16 protein-coding genes and 2 tRNA genes are annotated in these 18543 nt (G+C 38.0%); 15 read left to right on the top strand and 3 right to left on the bottom strand.

What is annotated here, in order from left to right:
• Positions 1–9: 9 nt before the first annotated feature.
• Positions 10–999, bottom strand: coding sequence for a Gfo/Idh/MocA family protein (locus tag CP367_RS02900; RefSeq protein WP_089145659.1), 990 nt, complete (start codon positions 997–999; stop codon positions 10–12).
• Positions 986–1669 carry a ribose-5-phosphate isomerase A gene (locus CP367_RS02895; protein ID WP_089145658.1) on the bottom strand — a complete coding sequence of 228 codons (684 nt, stop codon included), beginning with the start codon at positions 1667–1669 and terminating at the stop codon, positions 986–988. Before CP367_RS02895 ends, CP367_RS02900 begins: the two co-directional genes overlap by 14 nt.
• A 152-nt stretch (positions 1670–1821) precedes the next feature.
• Here CP367_RS02895 and CP367_RS02890 point away from each other — a divergent pair, with 152 nt between their 5' ends.
• The 10 genes from CP367_RS02890 to CP367_RS02845 all read left to right on the top strand — a co-directional run bounded on the left by CP367_RS02890 (position 1822) and on the right by CP367_RS02845 (position 10871).
• A complete protein-coding gene (locus CP367_RS02890) occupies positions 1822–2655 on the top strand; it encodes a MurR/RpiR family transcriptional regulator (protein WP_005720908.1) in 834 nt (277 codons plus the stop codon).
• 327 nt (positions 2656–2982) lie between these two features.
• Positions 2983–4455, top strand: coding sequence for an SLAP domain-containing protein (locus tag CP367_RS02885; RefSeq protein ID WP_089145657.1), 1473 nt, complete (start codon positions 2983–2985; stop codon positions 4453–4455).
• 151 nt (positions 4456–4606) lie between these two features.
• Positions 4607–4927 carry a PD-(D/E)XK nuclease family transposase gene (locus CP367_RS02880; RefSeq protein WP_089145656.1) on the top strand — a complete coding sequence of 107 codons (321 nt, stop codon included), beginning with the start codon at positions 4607–4609 and terminating at the stop codon, positions 4925–4927.
• Between the two features lie 23 nt (positions 4928–4950).
• Positions 4951–5172, top strand: a complete 222-nt coding sequence (locus tag CP367_RS02875) for a hypothetical protein (protein WP_023488419.1) — start codon at positions 4951–4953, stop codon at positions 5170–5172.
• Between the two features lie 206 nt (positions 5173–5378).
• The gene (locus tag CP367_RS02870; protein ID WP_089145655.1) at positions 5379–6746 is read left to right on the top strand and encodes an FAD-dependent oxidoreductase; all 1368 of its coding nucleotides are present in this window, start codon (positions 5379–5381) and stop codon (positions 6744–6746) included.
• A gap of 122 nt (positions 6747–6868) precedes the next feature.
• A tRNA-Tyr gene (locus CP367_RS02865) sits at positions 6869–6950 on the top strand.
• A gap of 34 nt (positions 6951–6984) precedes the next feature.
• A tRNA-Gln gene (locus CP367_RS02860) sits at positions 6985–7056 on the top strand.
• A gap of 215 nt (positions 7057–7271) precedes the next feature.
• Positions 7272–8855, top strand: coding sequence for a peptide ABC transporter substrate-binding protein (locus CP367_RS02855; RefSeq protein ID WP_089145666.1), 1584 nt, complete (start codon positions 7272–7274; stop codon positions 8853–8855).
• A gap of 110 nt (positions 8856–8965) precedes the next feature.
• Positions 8966–10081 carry a hypothetical protein gene (locus CP367_RS02850; RefSeq protein ID WP_023488289.1) on the top strand — a complete coding sequence of 372 codons (1116 nt, stop codon included), beginning with the start codon at positions 8966–8968 and terminating at the stop codon, positions 10079–10081.
• 88 nt (positions 10082–10169) lie between these two features.
• The gene (locus CP367_RS02845; protein ID WP_005720917.1) at positions 10170–10871 is read left to right on the top strand and encodes a GntR family transcriptional regulator; all 702 of its coding nucleotides are present in this window, start codon (positions 10170–10172) and stop codon (positions 10869–10871) included.
• Between the two features lie 47 nt (positions 10872–10918).
• On the opposite strand, the gene tagD is transcribed toward CP367_RS02845, so the two are convergent.
• Positions 10919–11305, bottom strand: a complete 387-nt coding sequence (gene tagD, locus CP367_RS02840) for a glycerol-3-phosphate cytidylyltransferase (RefSeq protein ID WP_005720918.1) — start codon at positions 11303–11305, stop codon at positions 10919–10921.
• Between the two features lie 126 nt (positions 11306–11431).
• Between tagD and CP367_RS02835 the strand changes: the two genes are divergently transcribed.
• The 5 genes from CP367_RS02835 (at position 11432) to CP367_RS02815 (ending at position 18513) form a co-directional block, all read left to right on the top strand.
• On the top strand, positions 11432–12163 hold the full coding sequence (locus CP367_RS02835; RefSeq protein ID WP_013085950.1) for a WecB/TagA/CpsF family glycosyltransferase: 732 nt from the start codon (positions 11432–11434) through the stop codon (positions 12161–12163).
• Between the two features lie 10 nt (positions 12164–12173).
• The gene (locus CP367_RS02830) at positions 12174–13265 is read left to right on the top strand and encodes a glycosyltransferase family 4 protein (RefSeq protein ID WP_089145654.1); all 1092 of its coding nucleotides are present in this window, start codon (positions 12174–12176) and stop codon (positions 13263–13265) included.
• Between the two features lie 86 nt (positions 13266–13351).
• Entirely contained in the window at positions 13352–14830 is a 1479-nt protein-coding gene (locus CP367_RS02825) for a nicotinate phosphoribosyltransferase (RefSeq protein WP_089145653.1), read from the top strand.
• Complete coding sequence (nadE, locus tag CP367_RS02820) at positions 14827–15657, top strand: ammonia-dependent NAD(+) synthetase (RefSeq protein WP_005720922.1); 831 nt, start codon at positions 14827–14829, stop codon at positions 15655–15657. The genes CP367_RS02825 and nadE overlap by 4 nt, the downstream gene beginning before the upstream one ends.
• Before the next feature lie 186 nt (positions 15658–15843).
• The gene (locus CP367_RS02815) at positions 15844–18513 is read left to right on the top strand and encodes a calcium-translocating P-type ATPase, SERCA-type (RefSeq protein WP_089145652.1); all 2670 of its coding nucleotides are present in this window, start codon (positions 15844–15846) and stop codon (positions 18511–18513) included.
• Positions 18514–18543 lie beyond the last annotated feature (30 nt).

Below are 18543 nucleotides of genomic sequence, written 5' to 3'. Positions count from 1 at the left end.
TCCAACTAATTATTCCTCGTTATCAAATGGATAAGTCATGCCCCAAGCAGTTCTAATACTGGTTAAAATATGGGCGATCATGCGAGATTTTTCTAATTCGCCTTCGTCATGACCTTGTTCAATATACTTTTGAAAATCAGTGACTTCATATTCAAGTGCTTGGTCAGCCTCTCCAGCAGTCACTTTATCATAGCTTTCTTCATGGGCACTCTGGGTGTAAGTAATGTCCGCTTCAGTGCCGCGTGGGTATTGATTGATTTCAAAATAACCTTTGGTACCCGAAACTAAACCACGCTTAGGCTGCTTAGCCCGCATTGAGAGGGACATCACTGCCATTTGACCTTTTGAATTCTTCAAAATGATGCCGCTTTCTTCGTCAACGCCAGTTTCAAAGAATTTCACCGTGGTGTTGATACTTTCAGGATATTCATCCATGAAACTAATAGCAAAAGCTGTTGCATAGCCACCAATATCCAGCAATGCACCACCAGCGAGATCCTTATTAAAAAAGCGATTCTGCGGGTTGTATTCCTTCAGTGAACCAAAATTAATTTGGATCATTTTAATATCGCCAAATTTTCCGGTCTTAATCATATCTTGCATCTTTTGGTAGATTGGCATGTGATAAAGAGTAAAACCTTCCATTAAGATTAGGTGTTTCTCTTTAGCTAATTGAGCCACTTCATCAAATTGCTGTGCATTGACGGTAATTGCCTTTTCGCAAAAGACGTGCTTGCCAGCATTGAGGGCCTTTTTGATGTAGTCGTAGTGGAAAGTGTGTGGGGTAGCAATATAGATGATATCAATGCTAGGATCCTTAATCATTTCATCAGGATTATTGAAAGCATGCTGTACATGTTTTTCTTGGACAAAGGCACGGAGTGCTTCTTCATTTGGATTTGCGGCAGCATAAATTTCGCCGTTGACTTTGTTCAAAGCATCAGCCATATCATGTGCAATCCAGCCAGTACCAATAATTCCCCAATTAAATTTTTTCATGATCATTACCTCTCTTAAGTTCAATAATTTTTCCATCTTTTTCGGTAATTAATGAAGTAGCTAAGTTTTCAAATAGTGAAGAGCTGACTACGCCATTTTGTAAACAAAGTTGACGATTAAGTTCAGTGATATTGTGCCAATCTTCGTTAAAAACATCGATTAAGTAGTTGCCCAAAGGCGTACGGGCAAATGCAGCTACTGAACTATCTTGTCGAATCTTACTAGTTAAATGTAAACTGCTTAAATACTTCTGTACTTGATTAACACAAGGCGGTGCCACTTCAAGACAAAGTGGAATTTTAGGATTCAGAATCGGTTGTATCCTTTCACTGGGTAAGAGTAGTATAAACTGTTTGGCAATTTGTGCTGCCTGTTTTTCAAAAAGATGAATTCCACCCAAACTTTTTAGAACATTAAAATTCTTATCAATACTATCACAACCATCAAAAGCAATATCGATCTTAGTCGCTGCAGTAGAAGGAAGAAGCTCTAATCCGAGTTCTTGGCACCTAAAGCGAGTAAGTTCGGATGGAGAATATAATGTGATGTCTAAGTTATGCTGTGCAATCGCTTGAGCTAACTTAAATACATTGCTTCCGCCGCCAAGAGAAATAGTCATTTTCGGCTTGATTTTACTTAAAGCGAGGTCATTTATCGAATTAATTTTCATTTTATTTTCTCCTGTGAAAATTATTTACAAATACATACTACCTTGGTAAATGATTTTCGTCAATCAAAATATAAATTTATTTTCTTTAAAAATAAAATTGTGAAAATTAATTACATTGATGATATAATTTTGGCACAGAAAAGGTGAGAATGATGACTAAAATTATCGATACAATCTATAGCAAATTAGCGACAATGTCAGCCAGTGATCAGAAGATTGCTCAAGTGATCTTAAAACAGCCCGAACAGGTGGTAAATTATACAATTTCAAAATTAGCAACTGAAGCTGAGGTGAGTGATGCTTCGGTGACGCGCTTTTGTCATAATTTAGATTTGACAGGTTTTCATGATTTAAAAATTCAACTAGCTCAGAATGCAACTGAAAGTGTGTCACTTCAAAATATGTCACGTGATGATGCTAGTGCTAATTTGGAATTAATTGAGAAAAATAAAGTCGCCGAGATTAAGGCGACTTTGGAGAATGTGACTGAAGCCAAATTAGATCAGGTGCTGCATTTTTTGACTGAAAGCAGAATTGTGCAGGTTAGTGCGGAGGGCGATACTTATCCGGTGGCCGCTGATGCAGTGTATAAGTTTAATCAGATTGGCTTGTTGGCAATTGATTCGGGTGGCACGATTGAAACGGCAATTGCGCAGACAATGAACCTGAGTAAAAAGGATTGCTTGTTGGTGATTTCGAATTCAGGTGAAGCAGCGGGAATCATTAAGCAAATTAAGGTAGCCAAACAAAAAGGGATGCCGGTGATTGCGATCACCAATCGCGATGATTCACCGATTGCGCTATTAGCTGATGTGCATTTAAAGACAGCAGTGCGGCAGACGGTGATGCAATCGCAGTATTATTTCTCACGCGTGGCAAGTATGACAATGATTGAGGCATTATATTTGTTACTTATTGCGGGGGATGCAGGGCGAGTTGAGCATATTAAAGAACATGAAGCAATTATTTCTAATCAAAAAATCTAAGAGCTTTAATTTTTTAAGCGAACAAGTGTTAAAATTGCCTTTTCTTAACACACATAAGTTCTGTCATAAATCAATAACTTGTTTAAAACTTCACAAAAATGTAATGTTTTGAATCTTAATTGTAAAAGTCCGGTAACTACAGTTTAACAAATAAAGGGTAGGGTATTACTGGTGATTTTAGGAGGTATTCTTAAAATCACACACACGAGTCGATCCTGTTTTTAGTAATCGGGTTCGTAACATGCTATAATTATTTCACAAGCAGAAGAAGATATAACTTACTGCTTAGGATGAATTTCTGTTTCAGAAAGGAAAGGCCACATAATTATGAGAAAGAATACAAGAATTGTAAGTATGGCTGCTGCCGCTTTGTTGGCAGTTGCTCCTGTAGCAGCTTCAGCTGTTCCAGTTAACGCTGCTATTAGTTTAGGTACAGTAACTAACACTACCGGTACTACAAGTACTACTACAGCAACAACAGCAAAGCCAACAGATAGATCATACTTTACATATGGCAATCAAGTAATTGATGCTGCAAGTACTACCGATAAAACAGCTAATGTTGTACCAACTACTATTTCTATTAAGGCTAAAGATACTGTAGCTAGTGTTACTAAGGCAATTAATGATTTAGGATTAGTTTTCTTTAGTACGAATAATGCCAGTGGAGAAAAAGTTAACCTTAAAGATAGTGAAGTTGCTGCTATTCTTAAGAATGCAGGTGTAACTCTTGATAAAGATAACAAGAATATTACTGCGGTACCAACTAGTGATTTCAATCTTACTTTAACTGGTACAGGTTCTACTTCTACGCAAACAGCCACTGTTCAAATCCCAGTTGTAGTTTCAGGTTCAAGTTCAACTACAGATACTACTCAAAATCCAGTGATCAATTGGTCATTGAATGGTCAAAGCAAGGGGAGTGTTAATGGTCAAATATTCCAAGTAGCTGTTGGTTCACAATTTAATCCAACTAATTTTGTAAATAGTAATGGTGAGCCAGTTATTATTTCAGCTGTACAAAACAGCAATAATAATACAGCTGCTTCACTAGAAGCAACTTCAAATCCTGTTAATACTTCAGAAGCAGGACGTTACTATAATGTAACTTTAACTGCTACTGGTTTAACTGGTAAGAAGACTACTGCAACATACACTGTTTTAATTACTTCAAGCCACAAACAAGCTCTATATGCTAATGGCGCAAGCTCAATCGCAACTTACCACATTTATGGCATTAATGTAAGACCAGCTTCAACTACTTTCAAAGATGGTGACACTGTTTACGTTGCTGATCAAACTAGAACCCTTAACAATGTATCATACTCACAAGTTTCAACTAAGTCTAAGTCAGATGCTAACTCAAGCAACATTTGGGTTAAGACTTCATCACTTGTTAAGCCAGCTGGTGACACTAACACCAAGACTTTGCCAGTAATGGTTGATTCAAGAGCTTATGACAAGAACGGTAACTACTTAGGTCACATGTACTACGCTTACAACGACATTGAAATCGTTCCAACTGTTGTAACTATCAACGGTAAGACTTACTACAAGGTGGCTAACAAGGACGAATACGTTCGTGTAACCAACATTACTGGTAACCAACGTACTTTGAAGCACAATGCCTACATTTATTGGTCATCATACCGTCGTACTCCAGGTACTGGTAAGATGTACAGAGGTCAAACTGTAACTACTTACGGTGGTCAAATGAGATTTAAGAACGGTAAGAAGTACTACAGAATTGAAGGCTGCAGAAACAACAAGCGTTACATCAAGGCTGTAAACTTCTATTAAAAAGTAGAATAATTTAACTGAAAGAGTCGATGCATTTGCATCGGCTTTTTTCGTGTCTAAATTTTTAAATTTCTGAAAAAATTTGCACTTTTTTGCGTAATAAATAGTGGAGGGTAATTTTCCTACTTAAGAAAAAGAAAAGAGGTAAAATATGAGGAGAAGAATTAATCGATATCCTCGAATTACTAACGACTTGGTATTCGGTCATGTTATGAGCAATAAAAAGAATTGTCTGGAACTGCTACGTCGGATGTTTCCTGAATTAAAATTGACAAAAGTTAATGTCATTACCCAGTATGACGGCAACATTGGACTAGAATCCAAAAACATTCGCTTAGATATCTGGGCACAAGATGATCAAAGTCGAGCGTATGATATTGAGATGCAAACAACACGTAAAAATGATCTAGAAAAACGGATGATGTACTACGCAGGGATATCAGCCTGCAGAAGGATATCGACTACTACGTGAATAGCGGAAAATGGGTCGAAGACATGAATAAGCTAGAATATGAGATGAATGAAGTTGCTAAAAGAGCTGCAGAAAAAGCGATTAAAGAAGCTAAAATAGTAGATGCAAAAAAGTTTATTGGCTATGCCAAAAATCATGGTACTAATTTAGAAAATACAATCCAGGAAACAATGGATATGTATGATGAAGTTCTTAATCGTAATGAAATCACTAAATTAGTGAACGAAATCTATCAGCAGAATTAGCTAAATAAGATAATTTTGGAAAATTTCCCTCTAGAGTACTACTATCAGTAGTGCTCTTTTTTATATAAAAAATATATTGCTGCTTCGCACTAATCAAAAGCAAATTAATTGAAATATCTTATTAAAAGATAAATAATGTAACCAGTTACAATAACTGCTATTACTTAAAAACGACAATTATTGCTGCATTATTAGGAGGTCAGGCTATGTCAAAAAAGAAAATCATTATTGTAGGTGCATCCCACGGCGGCCAAGAGGCAGCTTATGAAATTTTAGATCGTTATGATGATGTAGACGTTACGATTTATGAAGCAGGCGACTTCGTTTCCTTTATGTCTTGCGGAATGAAGCTATTCCTTGAAGGAAAAACTACAGGCCAAGACAACGTTAGAAACTTTACTCCTGAAGATCTAGCTGAACGGGGTGGTAAAGTTGTTAATAACACAGCAGTAACAGCTCTTGATCCAGCTAAAAAGACGGTTACTGTCAAAAACGTAAAAGATGGTACAACCAAAGAAGTTAGTTATGATAAGCTAATTATTTCTTCAGGTGTTAACCCCGCAAGTTTGCCTCTTCCTGGAGCAGACCTGAAAAATATTATGTTGATGAGAGGCTATGATTGCGCTACAGAGATCAATGCAGCTGCTCAAGATGAAGCTATTAAAAATGTTGCAGTTATTGGTGCTGGTAACGGAATTGCAGCTGCCGAGGTTTTCGCTAAAGCAGGCAAGAATGTTACTTTAATTGACGGTGGGCAAAAACCACTAGAAAATTATTTGAATGATACTTATACTAGCTTATTTGAAAAAGAATTGACTGATCATGGTGTTAACCTGGCTATGAACACTAAAGTTACTGGCTTTGTTGGCAATGGAAAGGTCAATGCAGTTCAGACTGATAAGGGTGATATTACTGCTGATTGTGTCATTATTACAGTTGGTATTAAGCCAAATACTGATTGGTTGAAAAACACGATCGATCTTTATGACAATGGCTACATTAAGGTAGACAATTACTTTAGAACCAATGTAAAGGATGTCTATGCAATTGGGGATGCAATCTTCCCATTTAGCATTCCAGCTAACAGAAGAGTACCGATGCCATCTGCCATTGCTGCACGGCATGAGGCTCAATATGTTGTTGAGCACTTATTTGAAGACAAGCCAGAACGTGTCTTTAAGGGCTTAGTTGGTGCACAATTGCTTGAAGCCTTTGATTTACATGCAGTAACAACAGGACTCAGTGAAAAGAATGCCAAGCGAGCAGGAATTAATGCAAAAGAAACAGTCTTAAAGAGTTATCTTCGTCCAGACTATATTCCTGAAAAAGATAATCCTACTTGCTATGTTGCTGTTGTTTATAATGAAGACAGCCACCAAATCTTAGGCGGTAGCGTACTTTCATCATATGACATTAGTGGCCAAGCCAATGTTTTGAGCTTAGCTATTAGAAATAAGTTGACACTGGAAGATTTAGCAGAAGCAGATTTCTTCTTTTCACCAACTTATGACAAGCAATGGAGTCTGGTAAATCAAGTAGCACAAAAGGCATTAGGCTTAAAATTAACTGTTTAGATATAAATCAATTTTTAAATTTTGAGAAGAGGTCGTCATGGCTTCTTCTTTTTTTTGAAAAAAGTTTCAAAAAAGTCTTGCATTTGATTTGGATTTTCGTTATTATAATTAAGTCAGCTAACGGAGGAGTAGCGAAGTGGCTAAACGCGGCGGTCTGTAAAACCGCTCTCTCTGAGTTCGGCGGTTCGAATCCACCCTCCTCCATTGTTGAACGACAAGTAAAAAGTTCAGCTGGTATTGGGTTATAGCCAAGTGGTAAGGCAATGGTTTTTGGTACCATCATGCGCTGGTTCGAATCCAGCTAACCCAATAGTTCTAAAAGAACACCCAACCCGAAAAAAGAAACGTCCTATGTGACGTTTCTTTTTTTGCCATTTTTGTATACGTATTGATTATAGCTATTATACGGAAAAAGTATTTGAAATTTTTTCCGTATTAGATATACTTGTAAAATGTAAGTATTAAACAAAAAGTAAGTAAAGGGTGAGAAGATTGAGACGTAAAAAATGGATTTTTTCAGGAGTGATGACAGCAGCTGCCGCATTGGTGCTGGCAGCTTGCTCTAACAATGGCAGTAATGCTGCACCGACTAAGACAATGAATACCTCTGTCACAAATGAAATTTCAACTTTAGATTCGAGCAAGTATGGAGATACGACTAGTTCAGAAGTTTTGCAGAATTCCATGGAAGGTCTTTACCGTTTTAATAAGAAAAATCAGCCAGAATTAGCTGGTGCGACAAAAGTTGAACGTTCTAAAGACCAGAAGATCTATACTTTTACCTTACGCAATAATGCTAAGTGGTCTAACGGTGATCCAGTTACTGCGCAGGATTATGTAACGGCTTGGCGCAGAACCGTTGACCCGAAAAATTCATCTTTAGATGCCGATTCTTATGCCATTATCAAAAACGGTGAGGCAATTTCTCAAGGTAAAGCACCGGTAAATTCATTGGGAATCAAAGCACTCGGCAAGTATAAGGTGCAAGTTACATTAGCTAATCCAATTCCATATTTGCCACAAATCTTAGAGGGTGCACAATTCTATCCTCAGAATTCTAAATTGGTTAAAAAGTTAGGCTCTAAGTATGGGACTAGCAGTAAGAATCTAGTTTACAATGGTCCATTTACCGTATCTGGTTGGACAGGTTCAAATTTGAAGTGGACTTACAAGAAAAATCCAACTTACTGGAACAAGAAAATTGTTGATTTGAATAAAGTTAACGTACAAGTGGTTCAAACTCCTTCAACTGGGGTTAACTTGTTCAGAAGTGGTGAACTTGATTACACGACATTGACTTCTGATTTTGTTAAGCAGTATCAAAATAATTCTAGCTATCATACCAAAGTTACGCCAACTAATGGCTATCTTTCCTTCAACTTGAAGCGTAAGAGTACAGGCAATGTTCATATTCGTCGGGCCATTAGCCGGGCAATTAATAAGCAACAGTTAGTCAAGACCGTTTTGCATCAAGGCAAGGTGTCAAATGGAATTGTTGCCGCAAACTTTATTACCGATCAGGCAACTGGCAACGATTACCGCAAGGATGCTGGCGACTTGGTTACCTATAATGCCAAGGAAGCTAAAAAGGAATGGCAACTTGGTTTGAAGCAATTGGGTAAGAAGAAGCTAACCTTAGAATTGCTTACTTCAGATATTGACGATGCTAAGCGCGTGGGTGAATTTATTCAAAGCAATTTGATGAAAAATTTACCTGGTCTAACTCTACGGGTACGGTCAATTCCTTTGAAGTCACGGCTATCTAACACAACTAATCACAATTACGACTTTGTTTACGGAACTTGGCAGCCAAGTTATGAAGATCCAATTGATTTCTTGACAGTTGGTGGTTTGTTTAATTTAGCGCCAGATTATCACAACGCCAATTTCTGGAAGCAAATTGACTTGGCTCGTTCAACTTATGCCACTGATCCTCAGAAGAGATTGAATGCCTTAGTTAACGCTGAAAAACAATTAATTCAAAAGGATGCCTTTGCGGCACCACTATTCCAACAAGGTACGTCATACTTATTGAATAAGAGAGTGAAAGGTTTCCAACTTTCTCCTTATGGTAATGTGGCTTATTACTGGAATGTTAAAATGAAATAGTATAAGAAGCTAGGAATCGAACCTAGCTTTTTTGATGAGCAAAAATACAACATAAATTGAAGAAAATTAGTACAATAGTAATCGGTTTTTACGAGATGAAAGGATAATGGATGGCTAGGATAATTAGAGTAGGGGGATCTAGCAGTTCAGTCAGTTGGCACGAGGCTTTAAAGGATTTGCGTGCCGATGATGTGTTGATGCTGGGCCCCGGATATTATTATTTGCCGCAGGGCATCACACTAACAGATATCACAATTAAGGGAACAGGCTCTTTGCCAGAAGACACGACTATTTATGGCTATATTAGTGTTTCAGAAGATAGTCGTTATGTAACTTTAGAAAATTTATGCATTGATACAACTACCGAACATAATAGCCTATCTGTACCAGTAGGCGTTGATGGCTATTTAACTTTGCGTAATTGCTTTATTAAGGGCACGGGAACTGATACAGCAGCTATCGCGGTTAATGGTAAGATCACGTTGGAACTTTATTCAACTAAAATTGTTAACGGTTCAGTTTCCATGTATGACCATGCCAATTTCCGTTTGGAAATGAATGATTCAGAAATTGATTATTTCTCGGACAAATATTGTGCTTTGGCAATTGAAGGCGAAGGAACAGCAATTGTAAATAATTCAAAGATTCACGGCAGTATTAATACTTTTGCCAAAACGAATGCGGAGTTGGATCTTAATAATTCGGAAGTAGATTATGTATTACTGCATGGGCAAACTTGGATGAATATGCTTAATTCAAAAGTTAAGTCTGCTAGCGATTCCTGCCTTTATTTAAGTGACGACTGCTGGAGCAATATTATGAATTCTACTTTTTTGGGTGGGGTTTATATTGATAAAAAGACACGGACAATCATTCAAAATTCAACCATCAATCGAATGATAGTAGTTGATGAAGCAAAAGTTACAATGAATAATGCCGTAATTTTAGCTCATGCAGATTTTCAAGATCAGGCGAAATGTGATGCTACACGTGTTACCTTCACTGGGAATATGAACTATGAGTACTTTTTAGCTTTGAGCGGTGAAGCTAATATGAAGGGTCACAATATTGTGCTGAATCCTAATCAGGCTAACTTAGCTGTTAAAGATGAAGCAAAATTTAGTGCCAGTGTAGTTGCTAATGATAATGAACAAGTTGAAGTGGAATATAACAAGCGTCCAAATGTTTATATTCTTGGAGTGAAGTGGACCGCTAAGAAAAAATAGTCTGTAAAATTGAAGCAGTGTTATTAATGCAAGCTAGACCAATTTAGATTATAATAATAGCAGTACTAAACTTTGGGGGGTGGCGACTATGGAAGAACCGATGTATATCAAGATTCACAATCAGATTAAGCGTGATATTGAGAATCACGTTTATCAAGTAGGGGATCGTATTCCAGCAGAACGTCAATTGGCAGTTAAGTTTGGCGTTTCGCGAATGACTTTACGCCAAGCGATTAAAACATTAGAAGATGAAGGAATTTTAGAACGGCGCTTGGGTAGCGGAACCTATGTAGCTAGTCAGAAGGTTCAAGAAAAAATGTCAGGAATTATGTCCTTTACTGAGATTACTAAGGCTAATGGTCAAGTTCCTTCAAGCAAGTTAATTTCTTATCAGATTGGCAATCCATCTTTATCTGAAAAAGAGCGTCTTGCGCTAAAAGATAATGAGAACGTTTTGCGGATGGAACGGATTCGCTACGCTGATAAGACACCAATTTGTTATGAAGTCGTAACGGTGCCATACTACTTAGTAAAGAATTTTTCTAAAGAAGATGTTTCAACGCACTTATATAAAACCTTAGAAAAGCGCGGTGGTTTTGCCATTGGACGAGTGACGGAACATATTTCTGCATCAATTGCCAACGAGCAAGATGCGCGTCTTCTTAAAGCTAAAAAAGGTGAACCGTTAATTACTAGACGGCAGGTAACTGAACTAGCAGATGGGCAACCATTCGAATACACCCGCGCACGTTACGTTGCAGAACGATTTGAATTCACTTTTTCTAAGTAAACAAAAACTCCAATCTCATTCAAATTGAATGGAATTGGAGTATTTTTTTATTTAAGATCTTCTTTAATTTTAGTAGTGGAAATTCCTGGCGTTCTTGGCAGGTAAACCACATCACAATAAGGCTTAAGGAAGTCGAATTTTCCTTTCCAATCATCGCCCATGACAAAAGTGTCGATATGGTATTTTTGTACATCGGTGATTTTTTGATCCCAATCCTTTTCGGGGATGACTTGGTCGACATAACGGATAGCTTCCAAAATGTATTTACGTTCAGGGTAGGTATTGTAGGCTTCCTTGTGTTTTTTGAATTCGTTAAATTCATCGGTAGATAAACCTACTATTAAATAGTCGCCCAATTCTTTAGCTCTTTTAAGCAGTCGCACGTGACCGTAGTGAAGTAGGTCAAAGGTGCCATAGGTAATAACTCTTTTCATTTTTTCTCCTTTATTAAAACAATCTTATCATGTTTGAATAAAATATAAAACTTGAACATGTTTCTCGTACTTGCGTGTCGGAATGGTAGAATAGAAACTAGATAAGAAAACGCATGAGGTGTGAAAATGAGCAAAGTTAATATTTTAGGTGTTGATTTTGATAATAAAACTTTTAACCAATTCCAAAATGAATTTATTAATCGACTAAATAATCACCTGTCGACCTTTATTGTGACCGCTAATCCGGAGATTGTGATGGCGGCAAACGAGAATCCTGAATTTATGAAAATTCTAAAAAATGATCCCGATTATATTACTGCTGACGGGATTGGCATTGTAAAAGCAGCTAAAATGCTTAAGCAGCCGTTACCTGAGCGGGTGACTGGATATGATTTGTTTACTTGGCTGATGGATGTTGCTAACGATCGTGGTAGCCGAGTTTACTTAATTGGAGCTAAGCCACAAGTAATTCATGCAGTACAAAGCAAAATTGCTAAGGAATACTCAAATATTAATCTAGTTGGTGCAGAAGACGGCTACTTTACTGAAGATTTGGAACTAGTGGCACGGCGCATTCAGAAGGCACAACCCGATATGGTTTTTGCAGCACTAGGTTTTCCTAAGCAAGAAAAACTATTATCAATCTTACGTAAGAACGAAACACCAGCTTTGATGATGGGTGTGGGTGGCAGTTTTGATGTCTTTTCAGGTATCGTTAAAAGAGCACCAGAAGCTTTTCAAAAGACGCATTTAGAGTGGTTTTATCGCTTGATTACCAATCCTAGCAGATTTAAGCGGATGTTAGTTTTGCCACAGTTTGTTGTGCGAGTTAAACAGTCAAAAAAGAAGGGAAAATAATTTTACTAAGATGAAGGTTTTGCATGTAAATGCTGGTTTAGAAAATGGCGGCGGTTTATCACATATTGTTAATTTGTTAACTGAAGCCAAAAATGAAGGCAAAGATTTTGAATTATTAACGCTGGCAGAAGGACCAGTAGCACAAGCAGCAAGAGCGGCTGGGATTACTACACATGTGCTAGGAGCTGATAGTCGTTATGACTTAGGCAGTTTAGGTAGACTGACTAAGTTTATCAATGAGGGGCACTATGATATTGTGCATACTCATGGTGCGCGTGCCAACTTATTTTTATCTTTGATTCACAAGCGAATTCGTGCAACTTGGTGTATTACTGTACATTCAGATCCTTATCTAGACTTTGAAGGTAGGGGAATCATTGGCAATATTTTTACTAAACTTAATTTACGTGCGTTGAGAAAAGCTGATTGTATTTTCGTAGTAACTCAGCGTTTTGCCAAGCTACTAATTAATCGCGCACATGTGAATAAAAACAAGGTACATGTCATCTATAATGGCATCTTTTTCCACAGTGATAGTGAAATTCCAGCTAAATATGAACATACCTATTTTAATATTATTAACGTTGCTCGTACGGAAAAGGTTAAAGGACAAGAATTGCTCTTAAAAGCTGTGAAAAAATTAGATGATCAGCATATTCGTCTGCATATCGCGGGTGATGGTAGTCAGCTTGAAGCATTGAAGGCCTTGACGCGGCAATTGGACATGGCACCACAAGTAACTTTTCACGGTTTTATGACTCAACACCAATTGAGCGGATTATATAAGCGAATTGATCTAGCCGTCCTAACTTCATATTCAGAGAGTTTTCCACTTGTGCTTTTAGAGGCAACAGACAATTTAATCCCTATTTTGTCCACAGATGTAGGTGATATTCATAAAATGATTCCAGGACCCGAATATGGTTTCATTGCTAAAACGGGAGACATTGATTCAATTGCTAAAGAGATTAATCTGGCCGTTAATAAAACCCATGAAGAGTTACGCCAGATGGCTAATACAGAAAAGCGGTATGCGGAAGAGCATTTTTCTATTAAAAATCAATTGGACTCAATTGAAAAAGTGTATTTAACTTTGAGGTAAAAATAGTTTTGAGAATAGCCAATGGACTGTAATGGCTGTATAATGAAAAACGAAATTGTTAATTTGTAATGACAGAAAGAGAAGCAATGTTTTATCCAGAATTAGCCAAAGACGATTCGTTGGCTTTACACACTGATTTATACGAAATTAATATGATGTATACCTATTTCAAGAAAGGGATTGCTGATCGCAATGCCGTTTTTGAAAGTTTTTACCGCAGGGAACCATTCGGCAACGGTTATGCTGTTTATGCTGGTTTGGAACACATCATTAACTATTTAAAGAATTTAAAGTTTACCGAAAGTGACCTGCAATATTTGAAAGAAAATGAAGGTTACGATGATGACTTTATTGATTATTTATGCAATCTAAAATTAAAGCTCACTATTCGTTCAATGAAGGAAGGCGAGCTGGTTTTTGCTAACGAACCAATTTTGCAAGTTGAAGGTCCACTTGCCCAGTGTCAGTTAGTTGAAACTGCTATTTTAAATATTATTAACTTCCAAACTTTATTGGCAACTAAAGCTGCTAGAATCAAGTTAGCTGTTAAAGATGATGGTCTAATGGAGTTTGGCTCTCGTCGTGCGCAAGAAACCGATGCGGCCATTTGGGGTGCTCGAGCTGCTTATATTGGCGGCTTTGATTCAACTAGTAATGTTCGTGCTGGTAAATTGTTTGGTATTCCTATTTCAGGGACTCATGCTCATGCTTTAGTTGAAGCATTTGGCAGTGAATATGACGCATTTAAGGCATATGCGGAAACACATAAGAATTGTGTTTTCTTGGTTGACACTTACGATACTGTCCGTAGTGGTGTGCCTAATGCTATCAAGGTGGCTAATGAAATGGGCGACAAGATTAACTTCTTGGGCGTACGAATTGACTCTGGGGATATGGCTTACATTTCTAAGCAAGTTCGTAAGGAGTTAGACGATGCTGGCTATCCAGATGCCAAGATTTTTGCTTCAAATGACCTTGATGAAAACACCATTACTAACTTAAAAATGCAAGGCGCTAAAATTGATGTCTGGGGCATTGGGACCAAGTATATCACTGCTTATGATCAACCAGCCCTTGGTGCTGTTTACAAGTTGGTTGCCATGGAAGATGAATTAGGCGCCATGCGGGATACATTGAAGATTTCTTCAAATGCCATCAAAGTTTCCACCCCAGGTAAAAAACAAGTATGGCGGATTAGCGCAAACACTGCTAAGAAAAATGAAGGTGACTGGGTATCTCGGTATAATGAAGATCCACGCAAATTTGACGCGCTCTTCATGTTCCACCCACAATATAACTATATTAATAAGGTGGTAACTGATTACACTGCTATTCCACTTTTACATGATATTTTTAAAGATGGAAAATTAGTTTATGATCAACCTAGTCTTGATGAAATTAAAAAATTCTGTGCTGACAACCTTGATGGTTTATGGGATGAATATAAGCGTAGCCTGAATCCGCAGGAATATCCAGTGGATTTATCACAAAACTTATACGAATCCAAGATGGATTTGATTCAAGACATTCGGCGTAAAATTAGAGAAAGAAGCATTGGTCGATGAGAGAATTACAAAAAGAAATTATCGCTTATGAACATGTTTTACCAGAAATTGACCCTAAAAAAGAAATTAGACGTTCAATTGATTTTTTGAAAGATTATTTAAAGGCTAATCCATTTCTTAAGTCATACGTCTTAGGTATTTCTGGTGGTCAAGATTCCACTTTGACTGGTAAATTGTGTCAAATGGCAATTGAAGAAATGCGTGAGGAAACTGGCGATGATTCTTATCAATTTATCGCTGTTCGTTTGCCTTATGGCGTTCAAGCAGATGCCCAAGATGCCGCAGATGCAGTCGCTTTTCAAAAGCCAGATCAGGATTTAATTGTTAATATTAAGGAACCAGTTGATGCTATGGTGAAGGTTGTAGAAGCAACTGGTCAAAAGATTACTGACTTTAACAAAGGCAATATTAAGGCGCGGCAAAGAATGGTAGTTCAATATGCCATCGCTGGTGCTAATAAGGGTGCCGTTGTTGGTACCGACCATGCTGCAGAAAACTTTAGTGGCTTTTACACTAAGTTTGGTGATGGTGCCGCTGATTTGACGCCATTGTTCCGTTTGGACAAGCGTCAAGGCAAGGCTTTGCTTAAGGAATTAGGTTGTCCTAAGCATTTATATGAAAAGGCTCCAACCGCAGACCTTGAAGAAGAAAAGCCAGATTTGCCAGATGAAGTTGCCCTCGGTGTAACTTACCAAGAGATTGATGATTACCTTGAAGGTAAGGAAGTATCAGATAAAACAGCTGATCAAATTGAAAAATTATGGAATAAGAGTAAACACAAGCGTCATTTGCCGGTTACTGTCTTTGATGACTTTTATAAAAAGTAAAAGCAATTCGCTAAAACTTGTAGATAGCTAAAATTTTGCTTATAATTAGCTTGTCATAAGGGAGTAACAGCAATTGCTTGCGATGAATCCAACAGCCGAAGTAAGATACTTCTGGATTTATCTTAATTTGTGAGACTTATGTGCTACAAGCATGTAAGTCTCTTTTTTATTTTTGAGGAGAGGAAAATGGCGAAAAAATATTATGTCGAGTCGATCCCCGATATTGAAAAAGATCTTAACACGTCCGTTAAGGATGGGTTAAGTGCTAGTGATGCCAAAGCTAGATTAGAGCAATATGGTCCCAATGCCTTAGCTTCCAAGAAAAAGCAAAGCATGTTCATGCGTTTTATTGATCAGTTCAAAGACTTTATGATTATTGTTTTGATCATTGCCGCGATTTTGTCTGGGGTATTAGCTCATGAGTGGACTGATGCCACAATTATTATGATTGTGGTCATTTTGAACGCAATTTTAGGCGTCTTTCAAGAAGCACGTTCCGAAGCTGCGATTGATGCTTTGAAGGAAATGGCTACGCCGGATGCGCATGTGCGCCGTGATGATACAATCGTTACTATTCCAAGCACAGAGTTAGTTCCTGGAGATGTAGTTTTACTAGAAGCTGGGGATGTGGTTCCTGCTGACTTACGCTTGAATCAAGCCCACAGCTTGAAGATTGAGGAATCAGCGTTAACCGGTGAATCAGTTCCAGTTGAAAAGCATGCAGAAACTTTAGAAGGTGAAGACATTGCTTTAGCTGACCGCGTAAATATGGCTTATTCCAATACTAATGTGACCTATGGTCGTGGTGAAGGAATCGTAACTAGTACGGGAATGCACACCGAAGTTGGTAAAATCGCTACAATGTTGAACAATGCTGATGAAACTGATACACCGTTAAAGCGAAACTTGAATCAACTGGGAAAGACCCTAACCATCATGATTTTGGCAATCTGCGTGATTGTCTTTATCGTAGGAGTGCTCAAGGCTGATCCAGCAGAGCGTAACTCTACTTTAATGATTAACATGTTCTTGGTTGCCGTTTCCTTGGCTGTAGCTGCAATTCCGGAAGGCTTGCCAGCAATTGTAACGATTATTTTGGCACTAGGTACGCAAACGATGGCCAAACATAAGGCGATTGTCCGTAAATTGCCTGCTGTTGAGACATTGGGTGCTACAGACATTATTTGTTCTGATAAGACTGGTACGTTGACCCAGAACCGGATGACAGTTGAAAAGGTCTTCTATGATAAAAAGTTACATGATAATAGTGAAAGTATTAGCGAAAATAACCCAGCTTTATTGGCAATGACTTTGGCTAATGATACTAAGATTGAAAATGGCGGAGACTTATTGGGTGACCCAACAGAGACCGCCCTGATTCAATTTGCTTTTGATCAAAACATTGATGTAACTGACTCGCTTGAAAAATACAAACGAATTCAAGAAGTGCCTTTTGATTCAGAACGGAAATTGATGAGTACTGTTAATAAAGATGGCGAGCAATACTTTGTAGCGGTCAAAGGCGCACCAGATATGTTGTTACAGCGAGTAACTAGGATTGAAAATGGTGGTCAAGTAGAGCCGATCACAGATAAGCAGAAGCAAAATATTTTAGCGCAAAACAAGCAGATGGCACAACAAGCTTTACGTGTCTTAGGGCTTGCTTATAAGAAAGTCGACCAATTGTACACCGATCCAACAACTGATAATGTTGAACAAGATTTAATTTTTGCTGGGTTAGTCGGAATGATTGATCCAGAACGTGGTGAAGCTAAAGCGGCCGTGGCTGAAGCAAAGAGTGCTGGTATTAGAACAGTAATGATTACTGGTGATCACCAAACAACTGCTCAAGCAATTGCGGAACGCCTAGGTATTATTGAAAAAGGTCAGGATAGCCGCGTTTTAACTGGGGCTGAACTTGATAAACTAGATGATGAATATTTCAAACAGCATGTTGGTGACTACAGCGTTTATGCTCGTGTTTCACCAGAGCACAAGGTTAGAATTGTCAAGGCTTGGCAGGCTAATGACAAGATTGTTGCAATGACTGGTGATGGGGTAAACGATGCTCCAAGTTTGAAGCAAGCTGATATCGGAATTGGCATGGGAATTACTGGGACCGAAGTTTCTAAAGGAGCCAGCGATATGGTTTTGGCTGATGATAACTTTGCCACGATCGTTGAAGCAGTAAAGCAAGGACGCAAGGTCTTCAGTAATATCCAAAAGGCCATTCTATATTTAATGAGTTGTAACGTGGGTGAAGTATTAACAGTTTTCATGATGACAATGCTAGGTTGGGATATCTTAGCTCCTGTGCAGCTCTTGTGGATCAACTTGGTAACGGATACTTTGCCAGCTATTGCTTTAGGTGTTGAACCAGTGGAAGCTGGAATTATGAAGCGCAAGCCGCGTGGTAAGAAGTCTAACTTCTTTAGCGGTGGTGTTGCCAGTTCAATTATTTACCAAGGAATTTTGGAAGGAATTTTAGTTTTAGGTGCATACCAAATTGGTTTGCATGTCGGTCCACATGTGGGTGATCTATCGTTGCAACATGGGGATGCATTGACAATGGCCTTCTTGACTTTGGGCTTGATTCAGCTGTTCCATGCAATTAATTCCAAGTATGTACATCAGTCGATTTTTAGACCGCATACTTTTTCTAACAAGTGGTTCAATGGTGCAATTATCATTGCTGCTGTAATTATGGCAGCGGTAGAATTGCCATTTATGACTAAGTTCTTTGATGTGACTGAACTTAATGGACCACAGTGGTTAGTCATTTTAATTGCCGGAATTTTGATGGTTTTGATTGTTGAAATTGTTAAATTCTGCCAGAGAAAAATGGGTAAAGAATAAAGTTTAACAAAAATAAAGAAAAAAGCTTGA

The sequence above is a fragment of the Lactobacillus sp. UMNPBX16 genome (assembly GCF_002553775.1).
In the GTDB taxonomy this organism is placed as follows: Bacteria; Bacillota; Bacilli; order Lactobacillales; family Lactobacillaceae; genus Lactobacillus; species Lactobacillus crispatus.
The sequence above is the reverse complement of the archived record's forward strand: the minus strand, read 5'-3'. Positions and strand labels throughout refer to the sequence as shown.

Bases quoted from the DNA above. Each gene is read 5' to 3' on its own strand.
- CP367_RS02900 (WP_089145659.1), bottom strand. From the start codon at position 999: ATGAAAAAATTTAATTGGGGAATTATTGGTACTGGCTGGATTGCACAT.
- CP367_RS02895 (WP_089145658.1), bottom strand. From the start codon at position 1,669: ATGAAAATTAATTCGATAAATGACCTCGCTTTAAGTAAAATCAAGCCG.
- CP367_RS02890 (WP_005720908.1), top strand. From the start codon at position 1,822: ATGACTAAAATTATCGATACAATCTATAGCAAATTAGCGACAATGTCA.
- CP367_RS02885 (WP_089145657.1), top strand. From the start codon at position 2,983: ATGAGAAAGAATACAAGAATTGTAAGTATGGCTGCTGCCGCTTTGTTG.
- CP367_RS02880 (WP_089145656.1), top strand. From the start codon at position 4,607: ATGAGGAGAAGAATTAATCGATATCCTCGAATTACTAACGACTTGGTA.
- CP367_RS02875 (WP_023488419.1), top strand. From the start codon at position 4,951: ATGAATAAGCTAGAATATGAGATGAATGAAGTTGCTAAAAGAGCTGCA.
- CP367_RS02870 (WP_089145655.1), top strand. From the start codon at position 5,379: ATGTCAAAAAAGAAAATCATTATTGTAGGTGCATCCCACGGCGGCCAA.
- CP367_RS02855 (WP_089145666.1), top strand. From the start codon at position 7,272: ATGACAGCAGCTGCCGCATTGGTGCTGGCAGCTTGCTCTAACAATGGC.
- CP367_RS02850 (WP_023488289.1), top strand. From the start codon at position 8,966: ATGGCTAGGATAATTAGAGTAGGGGGATCTAGCAGTTCAGTCAGTTGG.
- CP367_RS02845 (WP_005720917.1), top strand. From the start codon at position 10,170: ATGGAAGAACCGATGTATATCAAGATTCACAATCAGATTAAGCGTGAT.
- tagD (WP_005720918.1), bottom strand. From the start codon at position 11,305: ATGAAAAGAGTTATTACCTATGGCACCTTTGACCTACTTCACTACGGT.
- CP367_RS02835 (WP_013085950.1), top strand. From the start codon at position 11,432: ATGAGCAAAGTTAATATTTTAGGTGTTGATTTTGATAATAAAACTTTT.
- CP367_RS02830 (WP_089145654.1), top strand. From the start codon at position 12,174: ATGAAGGTTTTGCATGTAAATGCTGGTTTAGAAAATGGCGGCGGTTTA.
- CP367_RS02825 (WP_089145653.1), top strand. From the start codon at position 13,352: ATGTTTTATCCAGAATTAGCCAAAGACGATTCGTTGGCTTTACACACT.
- nadE (WP_005720922.1), top strand. From the start codon at position 14,827: ATGAGAGAATTACAAAAAGAAATTATCGCTTATGAACATGTTTTACCA.
- CP367_RS02815 (WP_089145652.1), top strand. From the start codon at position 15,844: ATGGCGAAAAAATATTATGTCGAGTCGATCCCCGATATTGAAAAAGAT.